Here is a 16,927-nt window from a genome sequence, read left to right as displayed (position 1 = left end):
CTGTAGAATCAAATTTCTATTAAAGAGCTTTGATTTGAGCAGTGAAACGAGACTTATGACGAGCTGCTTTATTCTTGTGAATAAGGCCTTTAGTCGCCATGCGGTCTAGGATAGGTGTAACTGCAGCGAATGCAGCAGTTGCAGCTTCTTTGTCGCCTGCTTCGATAGCAGCAACAGTTTTCTTCATGTAAGTACGCATCATTGAGCGACGGCTAGCATTGTGCTGACGACGTTTCTCAGCTTGGATAGCGCGCTTCTTAGCAGATTTACTATTTGCCAAGGGTCTAACTCCCAAAAACTTATTTCTATGACAATTTAAGGGCGAGGACTATCCCTCATTTGCGCCTAAATGTCAAATGATTTGTGCAAAAACCCATCGAAACCAAAACAAATTTTGGTAAGAAAGGTCATCGCGGTTAAGATGGCGGGGATTCTAACAGCATTTTTAGACCATTGCTAATAATTATCCGCCTAGATCTGACAATAAACGGATATATTTTTAACGCCCATTTGGAGCTTTCAAAGGCTTAGAGGAATAGGGTTGGCTATCTTTTGGTGATATTCTGAGGTTACAGTGAGTAAACGACTGCTCAAGTCTGGCATGATCGTCAGTGCCATGACATTAATTTCGCGCGTCCTAGGTTTAGTTCGTGATGTAGTAGTAGCAAACTTGATGGGGGCCGGTGCGAGTGCCGACGTCTTCTTTTTTGCCAATAAAATTCCTAACTTTTTACGCCGTCTATTTGCTGAAGGCGCGTTTTCTCAGGCGTTTGTGCCGGTCTTAACAGAAAGTCATGCCCAAGGTGACATGGATAAAACGCGTGAGTTGATTGCTCGTGCTGCTGGTACATTGGGCGTGATCGTCTCTATTGTTACCATTCTCGGGGTTTTAGGCTCCGGTGTCGTGACAGCACTTTTTGGCTTTGGGTGGTTCCTAGATTGGATGCATGGTGGTCCTGCGGCTGAGAAGTTCGAACTTGCTAGCGTAATGCTCAAGATTACCTTTCCTTATTTATGGTTCATCACTTTTGTTGCCTTATCGGGAGCCATTCTCAATACATTAGGTAAATTTGCGGTTTCTTCTTTTACTCCGGTTTTCCTCAATGTAATGATCATCTTGGCGGCATGGTTTATTTCTCCACAGATGTCGCAGCCAGAGATAGGTCTTGCTATCGGTGTTTTTCTTGGCGGTTTGGTTCAGTTTCTATTTCAGATCCCTTTTCTTATTAAAGCCGGTGTGATGGTTAAGCCTAAATGGGGCTGGCGCGATCCGGGCGTGGTGAAGATCCGCACACTGATGATTCCAGCTCTATTTGGTGTGTCGGTAAGCCAAATCAACCTGTTGTTTGACACCTTTATTGCTAGCTTCTTACAAACAGGCTCTATCAGTTGGCTTTACTACTCTGATCGCTTATTGGAGTTCCCACTTGGCCTATTTGGTATCGCGATTGCGACGGTGATTCTCCCTGCATTGTCGCGTAAACACGTAGACGCACACAGTGAAGGTTTTGCTCATACGATGGATTGGGGCGTACGCATGGTTACCTTACTAGGTATTCCTGCGATGCTTGGTTTGATGGTACTCGCGAAGCCAATGTTAATGGTGTTGTTTATGCGTGGCGAATTCTCTCCACAAGACGTGCACCAAGCCTCTCTCTCTTTATTAGCGTACGCTTCTGGCTTGCTTAACTTTATGTTGATTAAAGTTCTTGCGCCGGGGTACTACTCGCGCCAAGACACTAAAACTCCAGTGAAATACGGCATTATTGCAATGCTGACCAACATGGTTTTCAACGCGATCTTCGCTTACTTTTATGGATACGTTGGTCTGGCTATTGCGACAGCACTTTCTGCTTTTGTAAACATGGCGCTGCTTTACCGTGGTCTACATATCGCTGAGGTATACCAAGTGACCAAACGAACAGTCTTATTCATTATACGTTTGATGGTGGCTGGTGCGGCGATGGTCGCGGCTATCTTATGGCAGTTAGAAGATATGTCTGTTTGGTTAAATTGGAGTTTTGCTCACCGTAGTGGCGTACTGGGAATGTTGATTGCACTGGGTGCCAGCGTTTACCTTGCCGTGGTGTTTTTACTCGGCGTACGTTTAAAAGACCTAAAAGCTGGGACAGAATAAGGTGGATTGGTATATAATCCGTCAGTTTCACACAGTGCAAAGTAAAACAGAGGCATAAAGCAGTATCCAATGGAACTGATTAGAGGCATTCACAATATCAAGTCGCGCCATCACGGTTGCGTACTGACTATTGGCAATTTCGATGGTGTACATAGAGGCCATCAACAAGTATTGCAGCAAGTGTCAGAACAAGCGGAGAAACTTTCGTTATCTTCAGTTGTGATGACCTTTGAACCTCAGCCGATGGAGTTGTTTGCCCGAGATAAGGCACCGGCAAGGTTAACAAGGCTACGTGATAAGTTTGTTCAACTGAGTAAGCTCAGTATTGATCGCCTGCTGTGTGTTAACTTCAATCGTCATTTTGCTGACCTAACGGCGGAAGAGTTTATCCGTGACTTGTTGGTGGAGCGATTGGGTGTTAAGTTTCTGGTTATTGGTGATGATTTTTGCTTCGGCAAAGGTCGAACTGGCAACTTCGCAATGTTACAAGATGCTGGGAAAAAATACGGCTTTGAAGTCGTGAGTACCCAGAGCTTTTGTCTACAGCAATTACGAGTGAGTAGCACGGCTATCCGTCAGGCACTAGCTCGTGATGATTTGCATTCCGCACAAGAGATGCTGGGAAGAAACTACAGCATCAGCGGTCGTGTTTCACACGGAAGAAAGCTAGGTCGAACCATTGGGTTCCCTACTGCAAACATTCCGTTGAAGCGCTGTGTATCTCCGGTTTCCGGAGTCTATGTTGTTCAAGCGCTTGGCTTAGGAAATAAGCCAATTGGTGGTGTCGCTAATATAGGCCAACGCCCAACAGTTAATGGTGTTCGTCAGCAGTTAGAAGTACACTTATTCGACTTTCACGCTAATTTATATGGCAGACAGCTAGAAGTGGAACTTTTGCACAAACTTCGAGATGAGCAAAAGTTTGAGTCGTTTGAAGCACTTAAACAACAAATTGAATTGGATGCTGAAGCAGCAAGGGTGTGGCTGCGTCAGCTTAAGCGTTGAGCGGTTTATTCCACCGTGCAACATAATGTCTAATTTTCGCCCAATATAACGGAATTAAGAATCGATGAGTGAGTATAAAGATACCCTGAATTTACCTGAAACAGGGTTTCCAATGCGCGGCAACCTGGCCAATCGTGAGCCAGAAATGCTTCAGCGTTGGTACAAAGAAGATCTTTACGGTGAAATCCGTAAAGCTAAGAAAGGCAAAAAGTCATTCGTATTACACGATGGCCCTCCTTATGCGAACGGTGACATTCACATTGGTCACGCACTAAACAAGATTCTTAAAGACATTATTATTAAATCCAAAACACTTTCAGGTTTTGACGCACCATACATTCCAGGCTGGGACTGTCACGGTCTGCCAATCGAACTGATGGTAGAGAAGAAAGTAGGCAAACCAGGCCAAAAAGTGACGGCTGCAGAATTCCGCGAGAAATGTCGTGAATACGCAGCAGGCCAAGTTGAAGGTCAGAAAGAGAGCTTCAAACGTCTTGGTATCATGGGTGAATGGGACAAGCCATACCGCACTATGGACTTCGCTACTGAAGCGAACATCATCCGTGCACTAGGTAAGATCGCAAGCAAAGGTCATCTACTGAAAGGTTTTAAACCAGTTCACTGGTGTACAGATTGTGGCTCAGCTCTTGCTGAAGCTGAAGTTGAGTACAAAGATAAAGTATCGCCATCTATCGATGTTCGTTTTAAAGCGGCAGACGAAGCGGCACTGCTATCTAAGTTTGAACTGACTGAAGGTCATGAAGGTCACGGTGACGTATCTATTGTTATCTGGACAACAACGCCTTGGACACTGCCAGCAAACCGCGCAGTATGTCTACGTGATGATCTAGAGTACGTACTTATCCAAACAGAAGGTGACAACGCTGAGCGTATCATCGTGGCTTCTGAACTAGCGAAAGACGTAATGGATCGTGCGGGTATCGAGCACTTCCACAACCTAGGCTTTGCAAAAGGTGCGGATCTAGAGCTTTCTCAGTTCCAACACCCATTCTACGATTTCACTGTACCGGCGATCCTTGGTGATCACGTTACAACTGATTCAGGTACTGGTGTTGTTCACACTGCACCTGGTCACGGTCAAGAAGACTTCGCGGTTGGTAACAAATACAACCTAGAAGTGGCGAACCCAGTTGGTTCAAACGGTGTTTACCTACCAGACACAGAGCTATTTGCTGGTCAGCACGTATTTAAAGCGAACGATGCAGTAGTCGAAGTACTAAAAGAGAAAGGTGCGTTACTACACCACCACGCTTACGAGCACAGCTACCCACACTGTTGGCGTCATAAGACTCCTATTATCTTCCGTGCTACGCCTCAATGGTTCGTTTCTATGGACCAAGCTGGCCTACGTGCTAAAGCTCTAGAGTCAATCAAGAGCGTAGAGTGGATGCCTGAGTGGGGTCAAAGCCGTATCGAAGGTATGATCGAAGGTCGCCCTGAGTGGTGTATCTCTCGTCAACGTACTTGGGGTGTGCCAATCGCTCTGTTCGTTCACAAAGAAACAGCAGAACTTCATCCAAACACGCTAGAGCTGATCGAGAAGGTTGCTAAGCTGGTTGAAGAGAAAGGTATTCAAGCATGGTGGGATGTTGATGCAGCTGAACTACTAGGTGCTGACGCTGACCAATACGAAAAAGTACTAGATACGCTAGACGTATGGTTCGATTCAGGTGTTACACACTTCTCTGTTGTTGATGCTCGTGAAGAGTACAACGGTAACAGTGCAGATCTATACCTAGAAGGTTCTGACCAACACCGTGGTTGGTTCCAGTCTTCGCTAATTTCATCTATTGCGATGAAAGACGAAGCACCTTACAAACAAGTACTGACACACGGCTTCGTGGTTGACGGTCACGGTCGTAAGATGTCGAAATCTATCGGTAACGTTGTTGCGCCAAAAGACGTAACCAACAAGCTAGGTGCTGACATTCTTCGTCTATGGGTTGCTTCTACAGACTACACTGGTGAAGTTGCGGTTTCTGATGAAATCCTAAAACGCAGCGCAGATGCGTACCGTCGTATCCGTAACACAGCGCGTTTCTTCCTAGCTAACCTAAGCGGCTTCAACCCAGAGACAGACATTGTTCCTGTTGAAGAAATGGTTGCGCTAGATCGCTGGGCGGTTGGTCGTGCACTAGCTGCGCAAGAAGAGATCGTAAAAGCATACGAAGAGTACAACACACACGGTGTGACTCAACGTCTAATGCAGTTCTGTTCAATCGAAATGGGCTCTTTCTACCTAGACGTAATCAAAGACCGTCAGTACACAGCAAAACGTGGCGGTCACGCTCAACGTAGCTGTCAGACTGCACTTTACTACATCGTAGAAGCGCTAGTTCGTTGGATGGCGCCAATCATGTCGTTCACTGCAGATGAAATCTGGAACGAAATGCCAGGCGAGCGCGACAAGTTCGTATTCACTGGTGAGTGGTTCGACGGTCTATTCGGCCTTGCTGAAGGTGAAGAGCTGAACAACGAATTCTGGACTGAGATCCAAGCGGTTCGTGGTGCGGTAAACAAACTTCTAGAAGATGCGCGTAAAGAGAAGACCATTGGTGGTGCACTTCAAGCTGAAGTAACGCTATTTGCTGATGATGCTCTAGCAGCGAAAATCAACAAACTAGAAGATGAACTACGTTTCGTTCTATTGACTTCTGCAGCGACAGTTAAGCCTCTAAGTGAGAAGACTGATGCAGCACAAGCAACTGATATCGACGGCTTGTTCGTTGAAGTTGCAGCAGCAGAAGGTGAGAAGTGTGACCGTTGTTGGCACCACACGCCAGACGTAGGCACAATCGAAGGTCACGAGAAGATCTGTGGTCGTTGTGTATCGAACGTTGATGGTGAAGGTGAAGTACGTAAATTCGCGTAATTATCCAGAACGACTGAACTTTTTTTAAAATTAACAGCCCCAGTATTTACTGGGGCTGTTTGTAGGTAAAGTAATGAGTGAAAAAGCACTGACGTTAAAGCAATCTGGAGTGCGCTGGCTGTGGTTGGCGATTCTGGTATTTCTTGCAGATATTGGCATCAAATTGGTGGTGATGGACAACATGGGCTATGGATGGGCAAACCGAATTGAGGTGCTGCCATTCTTTAACCTACTGTACGTTCATAACTACGGTGCGGCATTCAGCTTCTTGAGTGATCAAGCGGGTTGGCAGCGCTGGTTATTCACGGGTATTGCGTTCGTTGTAACCGGTCTTTTGACTTACTGGATGAGCAAGCTTCCAGCCAAAGAAAAATGGAACAACATCGCTTATGCGCTGATTATTGGTGGTGCAGTGGGCAACGTGTTTGATCGTGTGGTTCATGGCTTTGTTGTTGATTACCTAGACTTCTTCTGGGGTAACTACCATTGGCCAGCATTCAACCTTGCAGATACAACCATCTGTATTGGTGCGGCAATGATCATTCTTGATGGCTTCCGCAAAAAGGACGCTGACAAGTAATCTTTTGCGATATATCGAATAACCCTAAGCGTCGTCCGTTGATTCGGACGACGCTTTTTATTATGTTGGAGCGCAATCCGCGTATCTTCGTACAATAAAAAGCAATCACAGTACGTGATCAGACAGAAAGCTGGACAACCCAAGAACAAGGAAGCAGTAACGTGACAACAATAAATCAAGATTCAGCAGTAACGCTGCACTTCACCATCAAAATGCAAGATGGCTCTGTAGCAGACAGCACACACAATATGGGTAAGCCTGCTAAATTCGTCATGGGCGATGGCAGCTTGAGTGAGAACTTTGAGCAATGCCTACTAGGCTTACAAGTAGGTGAACAAAAGGCGATCGAACTAAAAGCGGCTGACGCCTTTGGTATGCCGAACCCAGATCATATCCACCATATGGATCGCACTAAGTTTGTTGGCGAAGCGGAAGTTGAAGTCGGTACTATCATGGCGTTCAGTGGTCCAGATGGCATGGAGATCCCAGGCATCATTACTGAGATTGCTGGCGACTCAGTAACAGTGGACTTCAACCATCCACTCGCGGGACAAGACGTGACTTTCGAAGTCGAAATTTTGTCAGTAGAATAGCGAACCAAATAAAAGATAACCTCCATGAGCAATGAAATGAAAATCCTGTTAGCTAACCCACGTGGTTTCTGTGCTGGTGTTGACCGTGCGATTAGTATCGTAGAGCGTGCGCTAGAAATGTATCAGCCACCTATCTATGTTCGACATGAAGTGGTGCATAACCGTTTTGTAGTCGAAGGCTTAAAGCAGCGTGGTGCGATCTTCGTTGAAGAACTGCACGAAGTGCCAGACAACAACATTGTGATTTTCTCCGCTCATGGTGTATCACAAGCGGTTCGCCAAGAAGCGAAATCACGTGACTTAACGGTGTTTGATGCAACTTGTCCACTGGTAACCAAAGTCCATATGGAAGTGGCGCGTGCAAGCCGCCGTAATATGGAAGTGGTGCTGATCGGCCATGCTGGTCACCCTGAAGTGGAAGGCACGATGGGTCAGTACTCCAGTGAGACTGGCGGTATGTATTTGGTGGAAACGCCAGCAGACGTTGAGAAGCTAAAAGCGATCGTAAAAGATCCATCCGATCTGCATTACGTGAGCCAAACCACGTTGTCTGTTGATGAAACCGCAGATGTGATTGAAGAGCTACGCCGCGTATTCCCAGATATCCAAGGCCCTCGTAAAGATGATATCTGCTACGCAACACAAAACCGTCAAGATGCGGTGCGTGAGCTTGCAAATGACGTAGATGTGATGGTCGTGGTAGGTTCCAAGAACTCGTCGAACTCAACACGTCTCAAAGAGCTAGCAGAGAAACTCGGTACGCCTGGTTACCTTACTGACTGTCCAGAAGACATTAAGCCAGAATGGTTTGATGGAAAAGTAAAAGTTGGTGTGACAGCGGGGGCATCAGCGCCAGAAGAACTGGTAAACCAAATTCTAGAACGAATCAAAGAACTGGTTGGCGCGCAAGCGGTGGACGAAGTACTTGGTCGTGAAGAGAACATGTTCTTCGAAGTACCAAAAGAGCTGCAAATCAAGCAAGTTGATTAAGGCGGTACGAATACTAAAAAGGCGACCATGAGGTCGCCTTTTTAGTTGGATGTTTCTACATGGCTCCGTCAGAGTCAGACCCTAGTGGCTAATACCTAGCATTTCCTTAAGTATTTTAAGGTAACGACGGCTCACCGGGATCTCAAAGCCGGTTTTGGTGATGATTTCAGCCAGTCCATTTTCCAGTAACTTTATTTCGCTAATAGCTTTGGTGCTAACAAGATATTGGCGATGGCAACGTACTAGTGGCGTTTTCTCTTCCAAGGTTTTTAGCGTCAACTGTGTGCTTGCCGTTTGACTTGCGGAGCGGACATGTACACCACTAATGTCACTGTAAGCGCATTCAACGGTTTCGGTTGCCATGATCACAATGCGGTTGTGCCCAATACATGGAATTTGGTCTAGGCTCTCGGGGGCGATGGCTGACAATTGTTGAGTGAGGGCTGATTGACTCATCACTTTGTTAAGACGTTTCACCGTCTTGGTCAGGCGACACGGGTCTACTGGTTTAAGTAGATAGTCAAATGCGTTGTCTTCAAAAGCCTGAATAGCATACTGGTCGTAAGCGGTAACAAACACCACATAAGGCATGGTTTCTGGATCGAGCATGCCTAACAGTTCGATTCCCGTCACTTGAGGCATTTGGATATCTAGAAACACCACGTCAGGTTTTAGCTCATTGATTTTCTTGAGTCCAGTAATGGCGTTTGATGCATTGCCAATCACCTCTATCTGACCGGTTTCATCCAATAGTTCTGCCAGCTCTTCACGAGCATACTGTTCATCATCAATGACGAGAGCGGTTAACATCCAAGACTACCTTCTTAAGTGAGTTGACAGTGTTTATTGTGAATGGGGAATGATAAAACTCATTTTAGTAAATTGGTGCTGCTGAGAGGTAATTTTTAGCGCTGAATCACGCCCAAATTGATTCGATAAGCGCTTATCAACAATTTCCATCCCTAAACCAGAATGATTCTCTTTTGGCGGCTCATAGCTCCCAGCATTGTCCTCTACGGTAATCAGGTGCCCTTGTGCATGCGCTTGGCTGTAAATCTTCACTTTGCCACCTTCTAGCATATTGGAAATACCATGCTTAATAGCGTTCTCGACCAAAGGTTGAAGGGTGAAGCTTGGCAGTTTGATATCCAGCAGTTCAGGTTCAATATCAATCTCTACTTCTAGGCGATCGGTAAAGCGCGCCTTTTCGATCGACAAGTAGGAGTTCACGTGAGCCAATTCTTCCTTTAGCGTTACGGTGTTGATGTTCTGTTTTAAGTTACTACGGAAAAAGTGCGACAGGTTTTGGATCAGTTCTCGCGCCTTGTCTGGATCTCGACGAGTGATGGCGCTGATGGTGTTTAGCGCATTAAACAAGAAGTGTGGGTTCACTTGAGCGTGAAGCAGTTTGATTTCTGCCTGAGCCAGCAGGGTTTGTTGCTGCTGATAATCACCATACAAGATTTGGCTCGAAAGAAGCTGAGCAATCCCTTCCGCCATTGACATATTGGCTGTCGAGAACAGTTTGCGTTTTGGCTCATAAAGCTTGATGGTGCCCACCACCTCTTTCCCTGCGCGTAGAGGAATAATCAATGCAGAGCCCAGTTTACAATCTTGTGCTAATGAACATTGGTAAGGGCGTTCACTGCCATCAAGGTAGATGATGTCGTTCTTCTCCATCGAATCGAGTGTGCTTTGTGATGAAATTGGAGTATTTGGCCTATGGTGATCATCACCAATACCAACGAAAGCCAGAATTTTTTCCTGGTCGGTAATGGCGACCGCGCCGACTTTGGTTTCTTCATAGATGATACGGGCAATTTTATCGGCGTTCTCACTATTAAATCCGTTGCTAAGAATACCGACAGAGCGGTCGGCAATGCTCAATGCGCGGCGAGAGAAGGTCGCTGAGTACTTTTCAAAAATGGTTTTACGATCTTGCAGGATACTCATGAACAGGGCTGCACCAACTGAGTTGGCAATGATCATCGGAGCAGCAATTGCTGAAACGAGTTCATAGGCCTGGTCGAATGGCTTGGCAACGGCGAGTAAGACGATCATCTGTACAATCTCTGCTACAAAGGTCACGCTGAAGACGACACTGGGGTTAAACAGCATCGAGCCTTTTTTTCGCTTAATTAGGTAGACATGTAGCAGGCCGCCAATCAAGCCTTCTGCCGTGGTAGAGATTGCACAGGCTAAATCTGTAAAGCCGCCTAATGTATAGCGGTGAATGCCTCCGGTTAATCCCACTGCAAAACCCACTACTGGGCCGCCAAACAGGCCTCCCATCACTGCGCCAATAGCACGAGTGTTGGCAATGGCATCATTAATGTGCAAGCCGAAGTAGGTGCCTAGAATACAAAAGCCAGAGAAGAGTACGTAACAAATGAGCCGATGACTGAGGCGAGAGGAGATACTCAGCAGGGGCAAAATGATTGGCGTTTTACTCAGCATGTAAGCCAGCACTAAGTAAACACACATTTGTTGTAAAAGGGAGATGACCAGTTCCATAGCGAACCTAACCTAAAAATGATGTTTTTATTGTAAGTGAATTAAATCTTCGAAGAGAAACAAAAAGAGCCTGCAAAGGGCAGGCTCTTGGTTTTATCCAGACATTGATAATGAATCGGTTAGCAAGCGAAGGGATTCATTATGCGGTTTCTGAAGCTGCTTGTGGTTTCTCTTCGTCGGCTAGGTCTGTTTCGCCTTTACCTTTTGAAATCTTGATAACGTAACCCGCTGTCGCTAGTGCAAATAGAACGCCTGCGATAGTTGATACTTGAATCGGTAGACCAAAACCTAGTGTGCTGTTATTTAGAATGAAAGTTGCACACACGGTAGTCATGAATATCGCTGGTACTGTTGTAATCCAGTGCAGTTTGTTATGGCGTAGTAGGTAAGCCGATGCAGTCCAAAGCATCATTACTGCTGTTGTTTGGTTCGCAAAGCCGAAGTAACGCCAGATAATACCGAAGTCTACTTGAGTCAGAATGCCACCGATAACGAACAACGGTACAGCCATTAGCAGGCGGTTACGCAGTGTTTTCTGTTCCATACCGAAGTATTCAGCAAGAATTAGGCGGCTTGAGCGGAACGCTGTGTCACCCGATGTGATTGGCAGAATAACCACACCAAGGAAAGCAATCACACCACCGAAAACACCTAGCAGACCAAATGAAGCGCTGTATACCACGTTACCAGGACCGCCGTTCTTCACCGCTTCTGCAAGACCGTCTAGAGTACCGAAGAAGGACAGAGCGATAGCACACCAAATAAGTGCGATAACACCTTCACCAATCATTGCACCGTAGAATACGAAGCGACCGTTTTTCTCGTTTTCCATACAACGCGCCATCAGTGGAGACTGAGTTGCGTGGAAGCCAGAAATTGCACCACACGCGATGGTGATGAACAACGCTGGCCATAGCGGCATATCGTTCGGGTTCAGGTTAGTCAGCATGTCGCTCACTTGGAAATCGCCCATTACGGTATGTTCGCTAGAGAATGCCACTGCTGTCATTAGACCAACAGACATGAAGATCAGGAGTGCGCCGAACAGTGGGTAGAAACGACCGATGATTTTATCAACAGGAACAATTGTCGCGATGATGTAGTAAGCAAAAATCAACACAACCATGGTTGTCATGCTTACGTTTAGGCTGGTTTGGTCGTTGATTAGGTTAGTAATCATGCCTGCTGGCGCAGATACGAATACCACACCAACAAGAAGCAATAGGACAATGGCAAAGATGTTCATAAAGTGTTTTGCGCCATTACCTAGATAGCGACCAGTAATCGTTGGCACTGATGCACCGCCGTTACGAACAGAAAGCATGCCTGAGAAGTAATCGTGTACTGCACCTGCGAAGATACAACCTACAACTATCCACAGCATTGCAGCAGGGCCGTATAGGGCACCCATGATTGGACCGAAGATAGGACCAACACCAGCAATGTTAAGCAGTTGAACGAGGTAAACGCGTTTGGTTGACATTGGAACGTAGTCAACACCGTCGGTTTTGGTATGGGCAGGCGTTTGGCGATTCTCATTGATACCGAAAACTTTCTCAACGAAAGCGCCATAGATGAAGTATCCGCCGATGAGGGCTGCGACACAGGTTAGAAACCACATCATAGCAATTGTCCTTGGTTTATTAGGTAGGGTAATTTTTTAAGCTCAGGTTGTATGGTATTCGCCTCTTTTGTTAAGTGCATTCAGTCTGTGGATGAGTGGTCGAATAGAGAAGCGAGTGGTCGATATAAGGATTAAGTGGTTTTATCGTTTGCTTAGTGGTCGGGACATCCATTGAGTGGTGGAATTCGGTACTCAATGGTCGTTATGTATCGTGAGTGGCCATTGGGGAAACTCAGAGGTTAAATCGACACAGCAGCGGCAAAGCACAGGCTTTAGTGGTAAGCTTGTTTGGAAAACAACTAGTTAAGGAAGAATCATGAAAAAGGCAACGTTAGGCTTGGCGCTGGCTTTACTCGCTGGGTGTGCGGCAACCACGGAAGAATTGGCGCAATCTGGTGATTGGTATCAGATCGGTTATCAAGATGGTGTTGCCGGACACACCTCTCGCACGGTGAAAGAGCTCAATCAATTCGGTAACGCTAAGCAAGGTGATTACGACCAAGGTTATCTAGAAGGCGTGACGGAATACTGTAATCCGAATTTCGCTTACCAAATGGGCTTGTCTGGTCAATATTATGAAGGTGTATGTGAAGGTACGCCTCAAGCACAGAAGTTCCGTATGGAATGGCAACGCGGCTGGAACGAATACAGCAACTAGTTCTGTTTCATAATCAAGACGGCAATCTTCCCTGTTAATCTTCTGACATTTGAATTTTATTGCTTTGGTTTACTGGTGGTATCAGATTCAATCAGAAGTGAAATAGAAATATGAAGAAGATCTTTTTGGTCGCATTGGCGCTCTTTCCCCTAACGGTTGGTGCAACCAACGTATTGAAAGAGTCGATAAAGATGAAGCGTAAGTACGATCATGACAAGCATCGTATTACCAACACCATCAATCATACTAAGCGTAATATCAAAGAGATCACCGATGGCACTTATGTAGAGAATCAGGTTAAGCGTGAAGTAAACCAAACCACGCGCAAGTACACCAACAAAGTGGATAATGTTAAGAACATGACGAATCCCGATCACATCAAACGCAAAGCGAATGACAAGCTTAACCAAGAGTTTGATGAGTGGTTGTATGAAGACTAACTCTTGATACCAGACGAAAAAGGAGACTTGGAGGTCTCCTTTTTGTTTGCTTTGACTTTATCATCCCACTATTTAGGCTGGTGGCTTTCCACTGCCTTACGCAAGAAACCATCTTGGTGATGCAAATGCGCGCGAGCAGATTCAATATCAAGATCGGTCAGGATCATTAAGATCGCCAGTTTCACTTCGTAATCCGTTTGTTTGAGCACTTCGGTTGCTTGTTCTTTGCTGCAATCGGTCGCTTGCATCACAATTCGCGCCGCGCGTGCAACGAGCTTGTTGTTGGTCGCCTTCACATCGACCATCAGGTTTTGGTAGCTCTTACCCAAACGGATCATGCTTGCTGTGGTCAGCATGTTCAGAACCAGCTTCTGCGCGGTACCCGATTTCAAACGTGTTGAACCTGTCAAAGCTTCTGGCCCCACGACTGGACAAATTGCGATATTAGCGATGTCTGCAATTGGTGAGTCTGGATTACAAGAAAGCGCAACTGTGGTTGCGCCAATTTCGTTAGCGTATTCCAAACCGCCAATTACATAAGGCGTGCGACCGCTAGCGGCAATGCCGACCACCACATCACGATTGGTGAACTCGATGTCTTTCAAATCCTGCTCACCTAAAGTAGGAGAATCTTCCGCACCTTCTTTGGCTTTGAGAATTGCCTCGGGACCACCTGCAATCAAACCAATCACCATTTTGTCAGACACCCCAAAGGTTGGCGGACATTCAGATGCATCAAGCACGCCTAAGCGGCCACTGGTGCCTGCGCCCATGTAAATCAGACGACCGCCGACTTTAAATGCATCGGTGATCTTCTCTACCGCGAGGGCGATCTCAGGTAGCACTTTCTCTACTGCAAGTGGGACCAGTTTATCTTGCTGGTTAAGGCGCTGAACGATGTCCAGAGATGGAAGTAAGTCAATGTCCATCGTATCTGGGTTGCGACCCTCTGATACAAGGTGGGCAAGAGCAGCAATAAGCGCGTCATTTGTCATAATGGTTTAAGCCTTTTAATACTGATTTTGATTTATTTTGTCGCTGTGTCTGACACAACGCATTTAGTTTTTAGGATAGAGTACACCGAGTGAAGCAAGACGGCTCGCACCAGTCACTTCAGGTAAGTTACTCGGCAGGCCGTCGATATGTCGCTGTGCAAGCCAAGCAAATGCCATCGCTTCCATGTAGTCTCCATCAACGCCTTTGTCGTTCGTTGTCGCGACTTGCCACTGAATCAGAAGCGCTGTTAAACGTTGCATCAGTAGTGGGTTCCTTGCTCCACCGCCACACACTAATAGTTGAGGTTTTTGACCATAAGTGAACTTTTCCACTTCATTTGCGATAGTCACCGCAGAGTATTCACAAAGTGTGCGTTGTACATCTTGTGCAGAAACGTCGTAATTCGCTAACTGTTTATGCAGCCAGTCAATATTGAACAGCTCACGCCCTGTGCTTTTGGGCGCTGACATTGCGAGGTAAGGCTCTGCTAAGAGTTGAGTCAGTAATGCTGTATCGATATTGCCTTGCAGAGCAAATAGGGCGTCTTTGTCGAAGCCTTGTCCGGTATGCAGCTCACACCATGCATCCATCAACATGTTACCTGGGCCAGTATCATAGCCAATCACCGCTTGCTGGGGATACAGTACCGAGATATTGGCAATACCACCGATGTTAAGCACCACGGTTGTAGAATCTTGCATAGCAAAGATGTTTTTGTGAAACGCCGGAACGAGTGGTGCACCTTGTCCACCTAATGCCATATCTTTGCGACGAAAATCTGCCACGGTGTCAATGCCAGTCTTAACAGCAATGATGTTAGCGTCACCCAGTTGGGTGGTGAAAGGTAGATCGCCGGTTGGTTGGTGGAATACGGTTTGACCGTGATTGCCAATGGCTCGGATCTGGTCAGCAGAATAGCCAGACTTATCTAATAGCTGTAGCACTGCATCGGCAAACAGATGACCAAGTTGATGGTCGAGCTCGCCAATGGCTTTTAGGTTCGTATTTTGTCCAGTGCAAACCGATAATAGGGTTTGTTTAAGGCCAGCAGGCATTGGATAGTCATCAGAGGCGAGCAGGCGAACATGGCTATCTTCAATTTCTACCAGTACCGTATCCACGCCATCCATGCTGGTTCCAGACATCACACCGATGTACAGATTGTTAAGATTCACAGTCGATTCCGTCAATTCTTCGATTCACTTATTGTAAAGCAATTCTGAAGCGAATAACCTCATCGAATACGAGATATTCAGCCGATTTTGAGGAGAAACAATGGGACCGTTATGGGTTGATGTTGCAGGTTATGAACTGACCGCAGAAGACAGAGAAATTTTGGAGCATCCAACGGTTGGAGGTTTGATTTTATTTACTCGTAACTACCACGACAGCGAACAGCTTCAAGCTCTTACCCAATCTATCCGTAAAGCGGCTAAGCGTCCGATTTTGATTGGTGTTGACCAAGAAGGTGGGCGTGTTCAGCGTTTCCGTGAAGGCTTCTCACTGATTCCGGCGGCAGACGAATACGCCAAGCACCAAAACAGTGAAGAACTGGCACGCATGGGCGGTTGGTTGATGGCGGCAGAATTGATTGCTCATGACATCGACCTAAGCTTTGCCCCAGTACTGGATAAAGGTCACCAGTGTAAAGCGATCGGCAGCCGAGCTTTTGGTGAGGATATGGATACAATTTTGCGTCATAGCACCGCTTACATGCAGGGCATGAAGAGTGTCGGTATGGCTACAACAGGTAAACACTTCCCGGGCCATGGTGGTGTGATTGCCGATTCACACCTAGAGACGCCATACGATGAGCGCAGTGATATCTTCGAACAGGATATGGCCATCTTCAAAGCGCAAATCGATTCTGGCATCTTAGACGCGATGATGCCTGCTCACGTTATTTTCCCTAATTATGATGACCAACCTGCTAGTGGCTCTGAGTATTGGCTAAAACAAATCCTGCGCCAGCAACTTGGCTTTAAAGGTTTGATCTTCTCTGATGACTTGACCATGGAAGGCGCTGCGATCATGGGGGGGCCAGCCGAGCGGGGTATACAAGCATTAAACGCTGGCTGCGATATGCTGCTGGTTTGCAACAAGCGCGATGCGCAAGTTGAGGTGCTTGATAATCTGCCAATCACTTCTGTTCCTCTTGCTGATGCCTTATTGAAGAAGCAAAGTTTTTCTCTAAGCGAGCTAAAACTCTCGCAAGAGTGGAAAGAGGCCTCTGAAGCTATGAAGCGATTGATTGGTTAATCATGTAAACCCTGATTGATGGTTTACTTGGGTATATATGTAAACTGCCAAAAACACCTATTTTAAGCCGAAGTGCTCTGTACTTCGGTTTTTCTTTGATTGTAAATTTATATTTACACTAAATGTTTTTTATTGTGTACGCTTGTATTTCTTTTTTAGCCTGTTATCTTGTCGATAAAGCTTAGTTTTCTCACCAAGAATTTGGTTGGGTGTAAATAAAAATATACAGGTCGAAGTT

15 protein-coding genes are annotated in these 16,927 nt (G+C 46.2%); 9 read left to right on the top strand and 6 right to left on the bottom strand.

What is annotated here, in order from left to right:
- Positions 1–19 precede the first annotated feature (19 nt).
- Positions 20–280: a 30S ribosomal protein S20 gene (gene rpsT / locus ACTS60_RS20085; protein WP_005447926.1), complete on the bottom strand. Its 261-nt coding sequence runs from the start codon at positions 278–280 to the stop codon at positions 20–22.
- A gap of 294 nt (positions 281–574) precedes the next feature.
- Between rpsT and murJ the strand changes: the two genes are divergently transcribed.
- From murJ to ispH, 6 genes are all read left to right on the top strand, one after another.
- Positions 575–2,137: a murein biosynthesis integral membrane protein MurJ gene (gene murJ / locus ACTS60_RS20080; RefSeq protein ID WP_440889703.1), complete on the top strand. Its 1,563-nt coding sequence runs from the start codon at positions 575–577 to the stop codon at positions 2,135–2,137.
- A gap of 69 nt (positions 2,138–2,206) precedes the next feature.
- Entirely contained in the window at positions 2,207–3,142 is a 936-nt protein-coding gene (ribF, locus tag ACTS60_RS20075; protein WP_440889702.1) for a bifunctional riboflavin kinase/FAD synthetase, read from the top strand.
- 64 nt (positions 3,143–3,206) lie between these two features.
- Complete coding sequence (gene ileS / locus ACTS60_RS20070; RefSeq protein WP_440889701.1) at positions 3,207–6,035, top strand: isoleucine--tRNA ligase; 2,829 nt, start codon at positions 3,207–3,209, stop codon at positions 6,033–6,035.
- A gap of 73 nt (positions 6,036–6,108) precedes the next feature.
- Entirely contained in the window at positions 6,109–6,615 is a 507-nt protein-coding gene (lspA, locus tag ACTS60_RS20065) for a signal peptidase II (RefSeq protein WP_440889700.1), read from the top strand.
- Between the two features lie 161 nt (positions 6,616–6,776).
- On the top strand, positions 6,777–7,208 hold the full coding sequence (gene fkpB / locus ACTS60_RS20060; RefSeq protein WP_005447933.1) for an FKBP-type peptidyl-prolyl cis-trans isomerase: 432 nt from the start codon (positions 6,777–6,779) through the stop codon (positions 7,206–7,208).
- A 24-nt stretch (positions 7,209–7,232) separates the two neighbouring features.
- On the top strand, positions 7,233–8,198 hold the full coding sequence (gene ispH, locus ACTS60_RS20055; RefSeq protein ID WP_440889699.1) for a 4-hydroxy-3-methylbut-2-enyl diphosphate reductase: 966 nt from the start codon (positions 7,233–7,235) through the stop codon (positions 8,196–8,198).
- Between the two features lie 81 nt (positions 8,199–8,279).
- On the opposite strand, the gene btsR is transcribed toward ispH, so the two are convergent.
- The 3 genes from btsR to ACTS60_RS20040 form a co-directional block, all read right to left on the bottom strand.
- Entirely contained in the window at positions 8,280–9,008 is a 729-nt protein-coding gene (btsR, locus tag ACTS60_RS20050) for a two-component system response regulator BtsR (RefSeq protein ID WP_440889698.1), read from the bottom strand.
- Between the two features lie 33 nt (positions 9,009–9,041).
- Complete coding sequence (locus ACTS60_RS20045; RefSeq protein WP_440889697.1) at positions 9,042–10,712, bottom strand: LytS/YhcK type 5TM receptor domain-containing protein; 1,671 nt, start codon at positions 10,710–10,712, stop codon at positions 9,042–9,044.
- A 139-nt stretch (positions 10,713–10,851) separates the two neighbouring features.
- The gene (locus ACTS60_RS20040) at positions 10,852–12,336 is read right to left on the bottom strand and encodes a carbon starvation CstA family protein (RefSeq protein ID WP_440889696.1); all 1,485 of its coding nucleotides are present in this window, start codon (positions 12,334–12,336) and stop codon (positions 10,852–10,854) included.
- 316 nt (positions 12,337–12,652) lie between these two features.
- Here ACTS60_RS20040 and ACTS60_RS20035 point away from each other — a divergent pair, with 316 nt between their 5' ends.
- Both ACTS60_RS20035 and ACTS60_RS20030 read left to right on the top strand, forming a co-directional pair.
- On the top strand, positions 12,653–12,994 hold the full coding sequence (locus ACTS60_RS20035; RefSeq protein WP_440889695.1) for a DUF2799 domain-containing protein: 342 nt from the start codon (positions 12,653–12,655) through the stop codon (positions 12,992–12,994).
- 110 nt (positions 12,995–13,104) lie between these two features.
- Entirely contained in the window at positions 13,105–13,434 is a 330-nt protein-coding gene (locus ACTS60_RS20030) for a hypothetical protein (RefSeq protein WP_440889694.1), read from the top strand.
- 68 nt (positions 13,435–13,502) lie between these two features.
- Here ACTS60_RS20030 and murQ read toward each other — a convergent pair whose 3' ends face one another.
- Both murQ and ACTS60_RS20020 read right to left on the bottom strand, forming a co-directional pair.
- Entirely contained in the window at positions 13,503–14,429 is a 927-nt protein-coding gene (gene murQ, locus ACTS60_RS20025; RefSeq protein WP_440889693.1) for an N-acetylmuramic acid 6-phosphate etherase, read from the bottom strand.
- Between the two features lie 63 nt (positions 14,430–14,492).
- Complete coding sequence (locus ACTS60_RS20020) at positions 14,493–15,605, bottom strand: anhydro-N-acetylmuramic acid kinase (RefSeq protein ID WP_440889692.1); 1,113 nt, start codon at positions 15,603–15,605, stop codon at positions 14,493–14,495.
- A 100-nt stretch (positions 15,606–15,705) separates the two neighbouring features.
- On the opposite strand from ACTS60_RS20020, the gene nagZ reads away from it, so the two are divergent.
- Positions 15,706–16,689 carry a beta-N-acetylhexosaminidase gene (nagZ, locus tag ACTS60_RS20015; protein ID WP_440889691.1) on the top strand — a complete coding sequence of 328 codons (984 nt, stop codon included), beginning with the start codon at positions 15,706–15,708 and terminating at the stop codon, positions 16,687–16,689.
- Positions 16,690–16,927: the final 238 nt, after the last annotated feature.

The organism is Vibrio sp. WZ-1 (assembly GCF_052037695.1).
In the GTDB taxonomy this organism is placed as follows: Bacteria; Pseudomonadota; Gammaproteobacteria; order Enterobacterales; family Vibrionaceae; genus Vibrio.
This window is presented reverse-complemented; position numbering and strand designations above follow the sequence as displayed.

Coding starts and splice junctions, on each gene's coding strand:
- ribF (WP_440889702.1), top strand. CDS start 2,207: ATGGAACTGATTAGAGGCATTCACAATATCAAGTCGCGCCATCACGGT.
- ileS (WP_440889701.1), top strand. CDS start 3,207: ATGAGTGAGTATAAAGATACCCTGAATTTACCTGAAACAGGGTTTCCA.
- lspA (WP_440889700.1), top strand. CDS start 6,109: ATGAGTGAAAAAGCACTGACGTTAAAGCAATCTGGAGTGCGCTGGCTG.
- ispH (WP_440889699.1), top strand. CDS start 7,233: ATGAGCAATGAAATGAAAATCCTGTTAGCTAACCCACGTGGTTTCTGT.
- btsR (WP_440889698.1), bottom strand. CDS start 9,008: ATGTTAACCGCTCTCGTCATTGATGATGAACAGTATGCTCGTGAAGAG.
- ACTS60_RS20045 (WP_440889697.1), bottom strand. CDS start 10,712: ATGGAACTGGTCATCTCCCTTTTACAACAAATGTGTGTTTACTTAGTG.
- ACTS60_RS20040 (WP_440889696.1), bottom strand. CDS start 12,336: ATGATGTGGTTTCTAACCTGTGTCGCAGCCCTCATCGGCGGATACTTC.
- ACTS60_RS20035 (WP_440889695.1), top strand. CDS start 12,653: ATGAAAAAGGCAACGTTAGGCTTGGCGCTGGCTTTACTCGCTGGGTGT.
- ACTS60_RS20030 (WP_440889694.1), top strand. CDS start 13,105: ATGAAGAAGATCTTTTTGGTCGCATTGGCGCTCTTTCCCCTAACGGTT.
- murQ (WP_440889693.1), bottom strand. CDS start 14,429: ATGACAAATGACGCGCTTATTGCTGCTCTTGCCCACCTTGTATCAGAG.
- nagZ (WP_440889691.1), top strand. CDS start 15,706: ATGGGACCGTTATGGGTTGATGTTGCAGGTTATGAACTGACCGCAGAA.